This window comes from Streptomyces sp. NPDC059534, from assembly GCF_042743475.1.
In the GTDB taxonomy this organism is placed as follows: Bacteria; Actinomycetota; Actinomycetes; order Streptomycetales; family Streptomycetaceae; genus Streptomyces.
In genome coordinates this window covers 294,512-307,340 of record NZ_JBHWAQ010000004.1, presented here as the reverse complement: position 1 = coordinate 307,340, position 12,829 = coordinate 294,512, and the positions used below count along the sequence as shown (strand labels likewise).

Genomic DNA, 12,829 nt, shown 5'->3' with positions numbered 1-12,829 from the left:
TCACCACGTTCCAGCCGGCCCGTTCTCGCAATTCTCCGTGCGCTCGACGCTGCGGGAATTCCTTGATATGCGCCGCATTCGAGGAAGGTTCCGCATGAACCGTACACGCACGAACAATCGCTCCGCCGCCTCCCGCGCGGGCGGGAGCCGGTTCGGCTCGTCGGCCCCCAGCCGTTCCGGCGGCCAGCCCCGTTCCGGCGGGCAGGGCCGCTCGGGAGGCCAGGGCCGTTCCGGCGGCTACGGCCGCCGGCCCGCCGCCGTGCAGGGCGAGTTCGCCCTCCCGCGGACGATCACCCCCGCGCTGCCCGCCGTGGAGGCGTTCGCCGAGCTCGACATGCCCGGCCCGCTGCTCGCCGCGCTCGGCGCGGAGGGCGTGAGCGTCCCGTTCCCGATCCAGGCCGCGACCCTGCCGAACACCCTCGCGGGCCGCGACGCGCTCGGCCGCGGGCGCACCGGCTCCGGCAAGACCCTCGCCTTCGGCCTCGCGCTGCTCGCCCGTACCGCCGGACGGCGGGCGGAGCCCCGCCATCCGCTGGCCCTGGTACTCGTCCCCACCCGCGAGCTCGCCCAGCAGGTCACGGATGCCCTCACCCCCTACGCCCGCTCCCTGAGGCTGCGGCTGACCACGGTCGTCGGCGGCATGTCGATCGGCAAGCAGGCCAGTGCGCTGCGCGGTGGCACCGAGGTGGTCGTCGCGACCCCCGGACGCCTCGCGGACCTCATCGAGCGCGGCGACTGCCGGCTCGACCAGGTGGACGTCACCGTGCTCGACGAGGCCGACCAGATGGCCGACATGGGCTTCATGCCGCAGGTCACCGCCCTGCTCGACCAGGTGCGCCCGGGCGGCCAGCGGATGCTGTTCTCCGCGACCCTCGACCGCAACGTCGACCTGCTCGTGCGCCGCTACCTGAACGACCCCGTCGTCCACTCGGTCGACCCCTCGGCCGGCGCGGTGACCACGATGGAGCACCACGTGCTGCACGTGCAGGGCGCCGACAAGCACGCCACGACCACGGAGATCGCCGCCCGCGACGGCCGCGTGATCATGTTCCTGGACACCAAGCACGCCGTCGACCGGCTGACCCAGGACCTCCTCAACAGCGGCGTACGGGCCGCGGCCCTGCACGGCGGCAAGTCCCAGCCCCAGCGCACCCGCACCCTGGCCCAGTTCAAGACCGGGCACGTGACCGTGCTGGTGGCCACCAACGTCGCCGCCCGCGGCATTCACGTCGACAACCTGGACCTCGTGGTCAACGTGGACCCGCCCACCGACCACAAGGACTACCTCCACCGCGGCGGACGCACCGCCCGCGCGGGCGAGTCCGGCAGCGTCGTCACCCTCGTCACCCCCAACCAGCGACGCGACATGGCCCGCCTCATGGCCACCGCCGGCATCACCCCGCAGACCACTCAGGTCCGCTCCGGTGAGGCCGAACTGCAGCGCATCACCGGCGCCCGGACCCCGTCCGGCATCCCCGTCGTCATCACGGCGCCGGCGAGCGAGCGCCCCAAGCGCAGCGCCTCCTCGCGCGGCCGCCGAGGCCGCCCCTCGCAGGCGGCGCGCCGCGAAGGCGGGCGGCAGGGTAGGTTCGGCGCTGCGGCCTAGGCCAACCCCTCTTCCGTCCTTCCCCCCCTCTTCCCAGGAGTGAGGCATCATGCGCTGCGTCATTGCCCGGTTCCCGTTCGACCTCACCAAGGCCGGCGTGCTGGAATCGATGAAGGGCGTCAAGCCCGAAACCGTCGTGGGTGAATCGGTGATCATCGGCCGTCGCGTCTACCCCGTCATGCAGGTGGGACAGGTCATCACCCGCCAGGACCGCCGCGACTTCAACGCCGGTGAGGTCATCCGGGCCATGACCCAGCTCGGCTTCACCGTCCGCGGCCTTTCCTAGGCTCGGGCGCCCCGTCTCCCTCTAAGCGGCGGCAGGACACCGAAAAGGCCCCGACCGGCACACGCCGGTCGGGGCCTTCGCCGTGCGTGGCGATCGCGAGCGCGACCACGCGCACGCGGGGAAGGAATCACACCATGGCCGACAGATGGTGTTGAATTTCCTCCGGGGCCCCGGTGCCGTACGGGACGAGGGCCCCTCGACGCGCTCCCGAGAAGAGGTGCAGATGACAGCGGACGACTCGCTCGGCGGCCGGCTGGACGACGACGACTACCCCGCCTACACGATGGGCAGGGCCGCCGAGCTGATCGGTGCCACCCCCAGCTTCCTCCGTGCCGTCGGCGAGGCCCGCCTGATCACCCCGCTCCGCTCGGAGGGCGGCCACCGCCGCTATTCCCGCTACCAGCTGCGCATCGCCGCCCGCGCCCGGGAACTCGTCGACGAGGGCATGCAGGTCGAGGCCGCCTGCCGCATCGTCATCCTCGAGGACCAGCTCGAAGAAGCCCAGCGCCTCAACGAGGAATTCCGCCGCGCCGCGGGCACCCCACCCGACACGTCCGACTGACCCGACGCCCCACCGTCCCGCCGTCCCGCCACGGGGCCCGACAGGTCGCTTTTCCTGGCGTTCGCAGTGGCTGAGTCGATCGATGTCCCGATACGTGCCCTACAGCCAGTCGCGCTTCCTGAAGATGACGTACAGGCTCACGCAGACCACCGCCATCAGGAGGATGGCGAAAGGGTAGCCGCCCGCCCATTTCAGCTCCGGCATGTCCTCGAAGTTCATGCCGTAGATGGTTCCCACGAGGGTGGGTGCGAACAGGATGGCGGCCCAGGCGGAGATCTTCTTGATTTCCTCGTTCTGTTCGAAGCCGGCTTCGGCGAGGGCGCGCATTTCGGCGTTCTGTTGTTGGGTGACGAGGGTGGCGTTGACGGTGAGGATGTCGGCGAGGGCCTGACGGAAACCGTCGACGCGTTCGCTGGTGTGGGTGACGTGGTCGGCGACGTCGCGGAGGTAGCGCTGGAGTTCCTCGTCGGTGCCGTATTTGGCGAAGCCGGCGATGAGGGAGTGGAGCATGCCGACGAGGGGGCGGGTGGCGCGCTGGAACTCGACCATCTCGCGGGAGAGTTCGTAGATGCGGCGGGAGACGGCGGGGTCGCCGCCGAAGACCTCGGTCTCGATCTCGTCGATGTCGTTCTGGACGCCGGCGACCACGGGGGCGTAGCCGTCGACGACGGTGTCGAGGATGGCGTAGAGGACGGCTTCGGGTCCCAGGGCGAGGAGCTCGGGGTTCTCCTCCATGCGGTGGCGGACGGCGGAGAGGTCGGGGGCGGCGCCGTGCCGGACGGTGATGAGGAAGTCGGGGCCGACGAAGATGTGGAGCTCGCCGAAGTCGACCTCCTCCTGGGCGTCGAGGTAGCGGGCGGCGCGCAGGACGACGAACAGGGTGTCGCCGTAGCGTTCGAGCTTCGGGCGCTGGTGGGCTTCCATGGCGTCCTCGACGGCGAGTTCGTGGAGGTCGAACTCGGCAGCAAGGAAGTGGAGTTCCTCGTGGGTGGGGCGCTGGAGCCCGATCCAGGCCATGCCGGCCGGCTCCTCGCGCAGGCGGCGGAAGGTCTCCGCGAGGGTGGCCGGGGAGGCGACGCGGCGGCCGTCCAGGTAGAGGCCCACCTGGACCACGCTGGGCGTGTCCGGCGTCGGCTGCGCGGACGCGCTCGCGGGCGGCGGCTCGGGGTGGCGGCGCCATGCCGCTCGGGGGCGGTGGTCGGACATCGTCGTACACCTCCTTGGTCACCCGCAGGATATGGGGCGCATGGGGTGTATGCCGTACGGCGGGCGGATCGGGCGCATGCCGTGCCTTGGACGCCTTGGGTGCGGGGTGCGGGGTGCGGGGTGCGGGGTGTCGGGGCGGCCGGAGTCATGCGTGCCGGGGCATTCCTCGTCCTTGAGGACCGTATCTGTCCGCAAGGGCCGGTAGCGTGCCTGGTATGGCCCTGAAGACGACTCACCCCGTGCTCGGTACGCGTGCTCTGAACCGCGCCACGCTCGACCGCCAGCTGCTCCTGCGCCGTGCGTCGCTCGGCGCCGAGGACGCCGTATCGCATCTGCTCGGCCTGCAGGCGCAGAACACCAAGCCCCCGTACTACGCGCTCGCCGCGCGTCTCGAAGGGTTCCGGCCCGAGGACCTGTCCTCGCTGATGGAGTCGCGTGCCGTCGCCCGCATCGTGACCATGCGGTCCACGGTGCACACCCACACCGCGCGGGACGCCGTCGCGCTGCGGGGGCTCGCGCAGTCGGGGGCGATCGACCGGGAGCTCGCCATCTTCGTCGGGCGCAAGGGGCTCGACGGTGTGGACCTCGACCGGCTGGCGGCGCTCTCCCGGGAGCTGGTCGAGGAGCGGCCCCGTACGCCCAAGCAGTTGCGCGAGGAGCTGTTGAAGGAGTGGCCCGGGGCCGATCCGCTGTCGCTCTCCGTCGCCGCCCGCTGCCTTCTGCCCCTGATCCAGGTGACGCCGCGCGGTCTCTGGGGTCGGCCCGGGCAGGTCGCCCTCACCACCACCGACGTGTGGTTCGGCCGGGACGGGGGAGAGGCGGCCGACGTGGACGAGACGGTGCTGCGGTACCTCGGCGCCTTCGGGCCGGCCTCGGTCAGGGACATGCAGACCTGGTCCGGGCTGACCGGGCTGCGGGAGGCGTTCGAGCGCCTGCGGCCCCGGCTGGCCCTGTTCCAGGACGAACGCGGAACCGAGCTGTTCGACCTGCCCGACGCGTCCCGCCCGGACGAGGACACTCCCGCCCCGCCCCGGTTCCTGCCCGAGTTCGACAACCTTCTCCTGTCGCACGCCGACCGCAGTCGGGTGGTCAGCTCCGAGAACCGTTCCCGCACCTGGAAGGGCAACCAGGCATACCGCGTCTTCCTCCTCGACGGCTTCGTCGCGGGGCGCTGGCACCTGGCCGAGACCAAGGCGCGCGTCACGATGACCATCGAGCCGTTCGAGCCCCACGGTTCCGGCCGGGACGCCGAGCGGCAGCGCGCCGAACTCGTCGCCGAGGCCGAGCGGACCCTCGGTGTCCTGGCCCCGCAGGGTGTCCCGTACGAGATCGGATTCGGCACCCCGGAGCTGTGACCGCGCCGACCCTGGCCGCCCCGCTCTCGATCGCCCCGGCCCCCGATCGCCCCTGTCTCGGCTGCCCCGGCCTTGGCTGCCGCTGCCTCGACCGTCCCGGCCGGGCCCCCGGTCACGGCAGCGCCCCCGCGCGCCGGGCCGCCACCACCGCCTCCATACGGGTGTGTGCGCCGAGCTTGCGCATCGCCGAGCGGAGGTAGCCCTTGACCGTCTCGGGGCGCAGCCCGAGGCGTCGGGCGGCCGTCGCGTTCGTGGCGCCGGAGGCCACGGCCGCGAGGACGTCGGTCTCACGGGGGGTGAGGGTCACGCCGGGGACCGGGGCGGAGGAGCCGGAGGCGGTCTGGAGGCGGCCGCAGACGGCGAGGAGCCGGTCGCGCAGCTCGGGGTCGGTCACGCGGGGCGCCAGCTCGCGGAGCTCGCCGTATGCCTGCCGTACCTCCTCCCAGGACGGTCCGGGGGAGGGTGGGGCGAGGAGCCGGCGGACCTCGTCGCGCACGGCGAGTGCCTGTTCGACGTCGCGGGCGGCGGACACGGCCGCGTCGAAGACCCGCTCGCCGATCGGCATCGCGTCGCGCAGCGCCCCGTACAGGACACCGCGCACCTTGCGGCGGACGACGACGGGTACGGCGATGACCGAGCGGAGGCCCTCCGCCGAGACCGGGCCGTCGTACTCGTGGGTGATGTGCTGGGCGGAGGGGTAGTCGGTCACCGCGCACGGCCGGGACAGGGCGAGGCACTTGCCGCCGAGACCGGAGCCGGTGGAGATGGCGAGCCCGTGCAGCGCCGGTGTCACCGCCCCGTTCAGCTCGTCGATCCGCATCCCGCGGCCCTCGTGCAGCAGGCCCCCGAAGGCCACCGGAAGACCGGTGGCGCGGCGCAGCCGCTGGAGCGCGCCGCGCAGCTCCACCGATTCGACGTGCTCGCGCACCGTGCTCTCCTTCGTCGACCCGACTCCGACCCCGGCCCCGCCCCTGACACCGACACGAACCCCGCCGGTCGGCGCGTTCACCCCCGAACGGGGGTAGTGAGACCTGGGTCACTGATTACACGATGTCCGGGACCGGTCCCGCAACGAGGAGGACACATGACGGCAGCGAGCGCGACCAGCGCGACAGAGACGTTCCGGGAGGCCCGGGACTTCCTGCTCCGGCATCGCGACGACTACGGGACTGCCTACGAGGGCTTCACATGGCCCCGGCCGGACCGTTTCAACTGGGCGCTCGAATGGTTCGACGTCATCGCCGCGGGCAACGACAGAACCGCCCTGCACCTCGTCGAGGAGGACGGCTCCGAGACGAAGGTGTCCTTCGCCGAGATGTCCGCCCGCTCGAACCGGGTCGCGAACTGGCTGCGCGCCCAGGGCGTGCGCGCGGGCGACCGGATCATCGTGATGCTCGGCAACCAGACCGAGCTGTGGGAGACCGTGCTCGCCGCGATGAAGCTGCGCGCCGTCGTCATCCCCGCCACCCCGCTCCTCGGCCCCGCCGATCTGCGCGACCGCGTCGACCGGGGCCGCGCCCGCCATGTGATCGTGCGCGCCGAGGACACGGCGAAGTTCGACGACGTGCCCGGCGACTACACCCGGATCGCGGTCGGCGGCGACGGGGTGAGCTGGCTCGGCTACGAACACGCGGCCCGCGAGTCCGCCGACTTCGAGCCCGACGGCGTCACCCTCGCCGACGACACGCTGATGCTGTACTTCACCTCCGGCACCACCGCCCGCCCCAAGCTCGTCGAGCACACCCACACCTCGTACCCGGTCGGGCACCTCTCGACGATGTACTGGATCGGGCTCAAGCCCGGCGACGTGCACCTCAACATCTCCTCGCCGGGCTGGGCCAAGCACGCCTGGTCCAATCTGTTCGCCCCGTGGAACGCGGAGGCGACCGTCTTCATCCACAACTACACGCGTTTCGACGCGGCCCGGCTGATGGACGAGATGGAGCGGAACGGCGTCACCAGCTTCTGTGCCCCGCCGACCGTCTGGCGGATGCTGATCCAGGCCGACCTCGGGCAGCTGAAGACCCCGCCCCGCGAGGTGGTCGCCGCCGGCGAACCGCTCAACCCCGAGGTCATCGAGTCGGTCCGGCGCGCCTGGGGCGTCACCATCCGGGACGGCTTCGGCCAGACCGAGACCGCCGTGCAGGTCTCCAACAGCCCCGGCCAGCGGCTCAAGGAAGGCTCCATGGGGCGCCCGAGCCCGGGCTTCCGGGTCACCCTCGTCGACCCGGTGAGCGGCCGGCCGGACGTGGCGGAGGGCGAGATCTGCCTCGACCTGTCGACCAACCCGGTGGGCCTGATGACCGGATACCACGGCGACCCGGAGCGTACGGCCGAGGCGATGGCGGACGGTTACTACCGCACCGGCGACATCGGCTCGCGCGACGAGGACGGGTACATCTTCTACGTCGGCCGCTCGGACGACGTCTTCAAGGCATCCGACTACAAGATCAGCCCCTTCGAGCTGGAGAGCGCCCTCCTGGAGCACGAGGCCGTCGCGGAGGCCGCCGTCGTCCCCGCCCCCGACCCGCTGCGGCTCGCCGTCCCCAAGGCGTACGTCGTCCTCGCCGCCGGCTGGGAGCCGAACGAGGAGACGGCGAAGGCGCTCTTCGCCCACTCGCGTGCGGTCCTCGCCCCGTACAAGCGCGTCCGCCGCATCGAGTTCGCCGAACTGCCCAAGACCGTCTCCGGCAAGATCCGGCGCGTGGAACTGCGCCGGCTCACCGCGGAGGGCGGCGGCACGGAGTACGCGGAAGGGGACCTCGGATGAGCGGCCGGGCGGAGACCCGTACGGAACTCGCCTACGCCCACGGGGTGTCCACCACCGGGCTCCTCGGCGACACCATCGGCGCCAACCTCGACCGGGCCGTCGCCGCGTGGCCGGACCGGGAGGCGCTCGTCGACGTGCCCACCGGACGCCGCTGGACGTACGCGGAGTTCGGCGCGGACGTCGACCGGCTGGCGGGCGCGCTGCTCGGCAGCGGGGTGCGGAAGGGCGACCGGGTCGGCATCTGGGCGGTGAACTGTGCCGAGTGGGTGCTCGTCCAGTACGCCACCGCCCGCATCGGCGCCGTGATGGTGAACATCAACCCGGCATACCGCGCCCATGAGTTGGCGTACGTACTCAACCAGGCGGGGATCACCCTGCTCTTCGCCTCGCTCGCCCACAAGACGAGCGACTACCGGGCGATGGTCGACCAGGTACGCCCCGAGTGCCCGGCGCTGCGGGAGGCGGTCTACTTCGGGGACGCGAGCTGGGACACGCTTCTCGGCCGCACCGCCGGCGAGCTGCGCCCGGAACCCCTCTCCTGCGACGAGCCCGTCAACATCCAGTACACCTCGGGGACCACGGGCTTCCCGAAGGGGGCCACGCTCTCCCACCACAACATCCTCAACAACGGTTATTTCGTAGGGGAGATGATCGCCTACAGCGAGCAGGACCGGATCTGCGTCCCGGTGCCCTTCTACCACTGCTTCGGCATGGTGATGGGGAACCTGGCCGCCACCTCGCACGGCGCCTGCATCGTGATCCCGGCCCCCTCCTTCGACGCCGCCGCCACCCTGAGGGCGGTGCAGGAGGAGCGCTGCACCTCCCTCTACGGGGTGCCGACGATGTTCATCGCCGAGCTCGACCTGCCCGACTTCGCGGCGTACGACCTCTCCAGCCTCCGCACCGGGATCATGGCCGGCTCGCCGTGCCCGGTCGAGGTGATGAAACGGGTCGTCGCCGAGATGAACATGGCGGAGGTGTCGATCTGCTACGGCATGACCGAGACCTCTCCCGTCTCCACCCAGACCCGCCGCGACGACGACCTGGAACGCCGCACCGGCACCGTCGGCCGGGTCATGCCCCACGTCGAGGTGAAGGTCGTCGACCCGGCCACCGGCCTGACCGTGGAACGCGGCACGGCGGGGGAGCTGTGCACCCGCGGCTACAGCGTGATGCTCGGCTACTGGGACGAGCCCGCGAAGACCGCGGAGGCGATCGACGCCGGCCGCTGGATGCACACCGGGGACCTGGCCGTGATGCGGGCCGACGGATACGTCCGGATCGTCGGCCGCATCAAGGACATGATCATCCGGGGCGGCGAGAACGTGTACCCGCGCGAGATCGAGGAGTACCTCTACGGGCACGCCAAGATCGCCGACGTCCAGGTCGTCGGCATCCCCGACGAGCGCTACGGCGAGGAGATCCTGGCCTGCGTCATCCCCCGCGACCCCGCCGACCCGCCGACCCTGGAGGACGTCACGGCCTTCTGCCGCGACCGGCTCGCCCACTACAAGATCCCGCGCAGGGTGGAGATCCTCGCCGAGTTCCCCATGACCGTCAGCGGCAAGGTACGGAAGGTGGAACTGCGCGAGCGGTACGGCTCCGCCTGACGTACGGCTCCGCCTGACGCACGGCTCCGCCTGGGGCCGGGTCTGCCCGAGGCGGTCTGCATGAGGTCCGGTCTGCCTGAGGCGCGGAGCCGCGTGGGGTCGGCTCCGTCCGGCGTCAGCGGAGGTCGCGGCGCATGCAGATCCGGGGCCAGGCGGAGAGGCCGTGGGCCGCCTCGGCGCGGCTGATGGCGAGGAGCCCCGCCGTGAGGGCCGGGTCGGCCGCGGTGAGGGGGCGGAAGCCGAGCCGCGTGTAGTACGGGGCGTTCCACGGGACCTCGGAGAACGTCGTCAGGGTCAGCGCCGTCAGGCCCTGGCCCCTGGCGGCCGCCGCCAGATGCTCGATCAGCGCCCGGCCGACGCCCCGGCGGGCGGCGTCCGGGTGCACCGACACCTGCTCGATGTGAGCCGAGCCGTCCACCGTGTCGGCGAGCAGGTACGCGACCGGACGGTCGGCGGCGTCCACCGCCACCCACGCCCGGCCCGCGTGGCGGTACGTCTCCAGGACGTCCAGGGGCAGCGGGTCGTCGTCGGCGATCGCCGCCATGCCGAGGGAACGGAACGGCTCGCCCGCCGCCCGTTCGATGTCCTGGAGCAGCGGGAGTTCGGCCGGAGCGGCCGCTCTGATGCGCATAGGACAGTATGGCGCGACGCCGCCGAGGAGGGCCGTCCGCGCCGGATCCGGGGCCGTGAAGCGGCCGGTTCCGGCTCCTGCCGGCGCCGCTGTTCGGGCCGTGTTCGGTTCCGCGTACGGGTCCCGTGGCCGGTCGGGCGTACGCGGCCGCGTCCCCGGTCCGGTCCGGCGCGCGTGTCCGTTCACGGGCCCGCGTACGGGTTCCCGGTCGGGCGTTCCTCGTCGGGGCGGTCGAGCAGGCCGCCCTCCCGGGAGAAGCGGGGCAGGAACAGGGCGAGGGCCGGATCGCCGTACAGGGCCACGTACAACTGGACGAGCCGCCCGTCGGTGACCTCGCGCCGGTGGGCCGGCAGCGGGTGGCGCTCCCTGAGGTCGTCGAGCAGCCGTCCCGCCGCCCGGGTGGCCGGCGGCAGCCGCAGGAGGGCCACCGCGGCGAGGACCGTCGGCACGCCGACGGCCAGAGCCACGGCGATGTTCGCGGCGGAGGCGCCGGGTGCCCCGGGGGCGAACAGCCCCGTCGCGGCCCCCGCCACCACTGTCAGGGGGACACACCCGAGCAGCGCCCGGGCGCCCCACTGCCGTGCCGCCGGCCGCAGCAGACCGGCCCCGCGGAGCTCGCCGCGCAGCGCGTCCACGGCCTGCCGCGCCTCGGGACGCAGCGCGAGGGTCCGCAGCGCGAACGCCCGGTGGAGCGCCCCGTGCACACCGAGCTGTACGGGGTCGCTGGTCCGGCCCGGACCGCCGTTGGCCCGAATCGTATGTTTGCGGCCCGCGGCGACCGCTCCGCGCTGGTGCAGCGCCACGAGCGCGACGGTGACCGCCGCCCGCCGCCCGCCCCGCAGCAGCGCGAGGGCCTGCGGAGGCGGCACCTCGTCCCCGGCCGTCGCTTCGCTTCCCCTGCTGCGGGTTCGCAACAGGGCGGCGGCGAGGAGGAGTTCCCCCCAGGCCGCCCCGATGAACCACCACATCCCCGTCGTCATGACGCCCACCCCCGAGGGTGTTGTGCCCGGCAGAACATGATCGTCACGCGTGAATGGCCGGTTTCGGATGCCGAGGTGTTGTGGGGGACCCCGATCCGGACCCGGCCCGGTGGCCTGCGCCGCGCCGGAGGTCCACGGCGCGGCTGGTGGTCAGGCTCCGCCCGCCGCCAGTTCGTCGGCGGCGAGGTTCACCGGCTGCGGGGTGCCGGTGAGGTCGAGGACGAAGAGCGGGAGGCCGATCTCGGCGGCGCGGGAACGGGCCTCCGGGGTGTAGCCGGCGAGCGAGAAGAACACGCTCACCGCCGAGGTGCTCAGCCCGTTGAGCCAGAGGCACTCGACCGCGCGCAGGCCGGTCTGCCGGGTGCTCGGGTCGACCTGGGCGACGAGCCCGGGAGCCCGGAGGTCCACCCCGGAGGCCGGGCGTTCCTCGGGCTGGACGACGTCCCGGAATCCGAGCCAGCGCAGGTACTCGGCGGCCGCGGCCACCGCGTCCCGCGCGGTCCGGATCGTCACCGGCCGGAAGGTCCCTCGCACCGGGGCCGGGCGCGGGGCCGTCGGCGGCAGCGGAATGTGCGACGGATACCGCTCGGCGAACGAGCGATGCGCGCCGATCCGGGGCGGGACGCCGGCGGCGCTCCGGGGCGGGACCCCGGCGGGGCTCTGGGCCGTGACGCCGGGGCCGGCCGCCCCGTGCCCCGTCTCCGCCGCCTCGGTCGCCGCCTCCTGCCCGTCCGCACGGGAACCGTCCGGGTGGGGTACGTCGGCGCCGCGCCCGCCCGTACCCGTACCGCTCCCTCCGGCGGGGCCGCTGCCGAACCAGTCCGAGCCGGGCTCGACCGCCCGGGCCCGGGCCGTCCCGGGCGCGTCACCGGGGCCGCCGCCGGCCCCACCGCTGCCGAAGTCGATCCCGGCCGAGCCCATGCCGTGGGAGTCCATGTCACCCGAGCCCATGTCCCTGGACCCCATATGTCCGGGGCCCATGTCGCCGGGGGCATCGCCGGAGCCCGCATCGCCCGCAGCGAGGCCGCCTGGTCCCCTGCCGCCCGACTCGATCCCGCCGATCCCGCCGATTCCGCCCGCTTCGATGCCGTCCGAGGCGGCGCCGTGCGGTCCCGTAGCCCGGCTTCCGCCCGTACCGCCGTCGTCGGGTGCCGTTTCCGGCCACGACTCCATGTGCTCGGCGACGGGGCCATGGGTGGGTCCGGTGCCGCGCCCAGAAGCCGCCGTTCCCTGGCCCCGGCCCGGTGCGCCCGGCGTCGACCCGCCGAAGTGCGGGCCGGTCGCGGGGGTCGTACCGGAAGGCGGTGCGGCGGGTCCCGTGCCGCCCGTGGTGCCTGCTTGTTCCGGGGCGGGACCGAGCCGCACCGGGGACACCGGAGCGACGCCGGCGCCCGCCCCGCTCGGCGACGCGGCCCCGCTCGGCTGCGAGGACCCCGCCGGAGACGTGGCCCCGGCCGGAGGCGCGGCCGTGTCCGGAGGTGTGGTTCCGGTCAGCGGGTGGACCGGGACGCGGAGGACCGTGCCGCAGGGGCAGCCGAGCTCGGGGTGGGGCCAGTCGTCCTCGCGGCCGCAGGCGCCGCAGCGGACGGTGACCCATTCGTCGGTCCAGTTCCGGTGGGTGATGGGTTCCGCCGTCGCGCCCGCGAGCACGGGGGGTGCGACGGGGCTGCCGCACGCGCAGGGGAAGACGGGCGCCGCGTACGCCTGCGTGCGCAGGCACTCCGGGCAGCGCACCGGTACGGAATCGCCCACAACCCAACCCCCTGTCGTTCCGCCCCATCGTCCACCCATCCGCCACCCCGGGGGAGGGTGTTCGGCCACTT

General features: G+C 73.2%; 10 protein-coding genes and 1 pseudogene. 6 read left to right on the top strand and 5 right to left on the bottom strand.

Going from position 1 to position 12,829, the window contains the following annotated elements; translation table 11 throughout:
* Positions 1–94 precede the first annotated feature (94 nt).
* From ACFVZH_RS07370 to ACFVZH_RS07360, 3 genes and pseudogenes are all read left to right on the top strand, one after another.
* Positions 95–1,606, top strand: coding sequence for a DEAD/DEAH box helicase (locus ACFVZH_RS07370; RefSeq protein WP_384894172.1), 1,512 nt, complete (start codon positions 95–97; stop codon positions 1,604–1,606).
* 49 nt (positions 1,607–1,655) lie between these two features.
* A pseudogene (locus tag ACFVZH_RS07365) lies at positions 1,656–1,886 on the top strand (SCO5918 family protein); the annotation flags it as partial.
* Between the two features lie 229 nt (positions 1,887–2,115).
* Positions 2,116–2,454, top strand: a complete 339-nt coding sequence (locus tag ACFVZH_RS07360) for a MerR family transcriptional regulator (protein WP_384894170.1) — start codon at positions 2,116–2,118, stop codon at positions 2,452–2,454.
* Positions 2,455–2,553: 99 nt separating this feature from the next.
* Here ACFVZH_RS07360 and ACFVZH_RS07355 read toward each other — a convergent pair whose 3' ends face one another.
* Entirely contained in the window at positions 2,554–3,660 is a 1,107-nt protein-coding gene (locus ACFVZH_RS07355; protein WP_384894168.1) for a magnesium and cobalt transport protein CorA, read from the bottom strand.
* A gap of 215 nt (positions 3,661–3,875) precedes the next feature.
* Between ACFVZH_RS07355 and ACFVZH_RS07350 the strand changes: the two genes are divergently transcribed.
* Positions 3,876–5,015, top strand: a complete 1,140-nt coding sequence (locus ACFVZH_RS07350; protein WP_384894166.1) for a winged helix DNA-binding domain-containing protein — start codon at positions 3,876–3,878, stop codon at positions 5,013–5,015.
* A 112-nt stretch (positions 5,016–5,127) separates the two neighbouring features.
* On the opposite strand, the gene ACFVZH_RS07345 is transcribed toward ACFVZH_RS07350, so the two are convergent.
* Positions 5,128–5,943, bottom strand: coding sequence for a response regulator transcription factor (locus ACFVZH_RS07345; RefSeq protein WP_384894164.1), 816 nt, complete (start codon positions 5,941–5,943; stop codon positions 5,128–5,130).
* A gap of 156 nt (positions 5,944–6,099) precedes the next feature.
* Between ACFVZH_RS07345 and ACFVZH_RS07340 the strand changes: the two genes are divergently transcribed.
* Entirely contained in the window at positions 6,100–7,785 is a 1,686-nt protein-coding gene (locus ACFVZH_RS07340; protein ID WP_384894162.1) for an AMP-binding protein, read from the top strand.
* A complete protein-coding gene (locus ACFVZH_RS07335) occupies positions 7,782–9,395 on the top strand; it encodes an AMP-binding protein (protein ID WP_384894160.1) in 1,614 nt (537 codons plus the stop codon). The genes ACFVZH_RS07340 and ACFVZH_RS07335 overlap by 4 nt, the downstream gene beginning before the upstream one ends.
* 115 nt (positions 9,396–9,510) lie before the next feature.
* On the opposite strand, the gene ACFVZH_RS07330 is transcribed toward ACFVZH_RS07335, so the two are convergent.
* The 3 genes from ACFVZH_RS07330 to ACFVZH_RS07320 all read right to left on the bottom strand — a co-directional run bounded on the left by ACFVZH_RS07330 (position 9,511) and on the right by ACFVZH_RS07320 (position 12,758).
* The gene (locus ACFVZH_RS07330) at positions 9,511–10,026 is read right to left on the bottom strand and encodes a GNAT family N-acetyltransferase (protein ID WP_384894158.1); all 516 of its coding nucleotides are present in this window, start codon (positions 10,024–10,026) and stop codon (positions 9,511–9,513) included.
* 182 nt (positions 10,027–10,208) lie between these two features.
* A complete protein-coding gene (locus tag ACFVZH_RS07325; RefSeq protein ID WP_384894156.1) occupies positions 10,209–11,006 on the bottom strand; it encodes a TIGR04222 domain-containing membrane protein in 798 nt (265 codons plus the stop codon).
* Between the two features lie 150 nt (positions 11,007–11,156).
* Positions 11,157–12,758, bottom strand: a complete 1,602-nt coding sequence (locus tag ACFVZH_RS07320) for a hypothetical protein (RefSeq protein ID WP_384894154.1) — start codon at positions 12,756–12,758, stop codon at positions 11,157–11,159.
* Between the last annotated feature and the right edge of the window lie 71 nt (positions 12,759–12,829).

What these genes read in the sequence shown, in the direction of transcription:
- ACFVZH_RS07325 (WP_384894156.1), bottom strand. Translation starts at nt 11,006, where the DNA reads ATGACGACGGGGATGTGGTGGTTCATCGGGGCGGCCTGGGGGGAACTC.
- ACFVZH_RS07335 (WP_384894160.1), top strand. Translation starts at nt 7,782, where the DNA reads ATGAGCGGCCGGGCGGAGACCCGTACGGAACTCGCCTACGCCCACGGG.
- ACFVZH_RS07360 (WP_384894170.1), top strand. Translation starts at nt 2,116, where the DNA reads ATGACAGCGGACGACTCGCTCGGCGGCCGGCTGGACGACGACGACTAC.
- ACFVZH_RS07350 (WP_384894166.1), top strand. Translation starts at nt 3,876, where the DNA reads ATGGCCCTGAAGACGACTCACCCCGTGCTCGGTACGCGTGCTCTGAAC.
- ACFVZH_RS07340 (WP_384894162.1), top strand. Translation starts at nt 6,100, where the DNA reads ATGACGGCAGCGAGCGCGACCAGCGCGACAGAGACGTTCCGGGAGGCC.
- ACFVZH_RS07370 (WP_384894172.1), top strand. Translation starts at nt 95, where the DNA reads ATGAACCGTACACGCACGAACAATCGCTCCGCCGCCTCCCGCGCGGGC.
- ACFVZH_RS07355 (WP_384894168.1), bottom strand. Translation starts at nt 3,660, where the DNA reads ATGTCCGACCACCGCCCCCGAGCGGCATGGCGCCGCCACCCCGAGCCG.
- ACFVZH_RS07330 (WP_384894158.1), bottom strand. Translation starts at nt 10,026, where the DNA reads ATGCGCATCAGAGCGGCCGCTCCGGCCGAACTCCCGCTGCTCCAGGAC.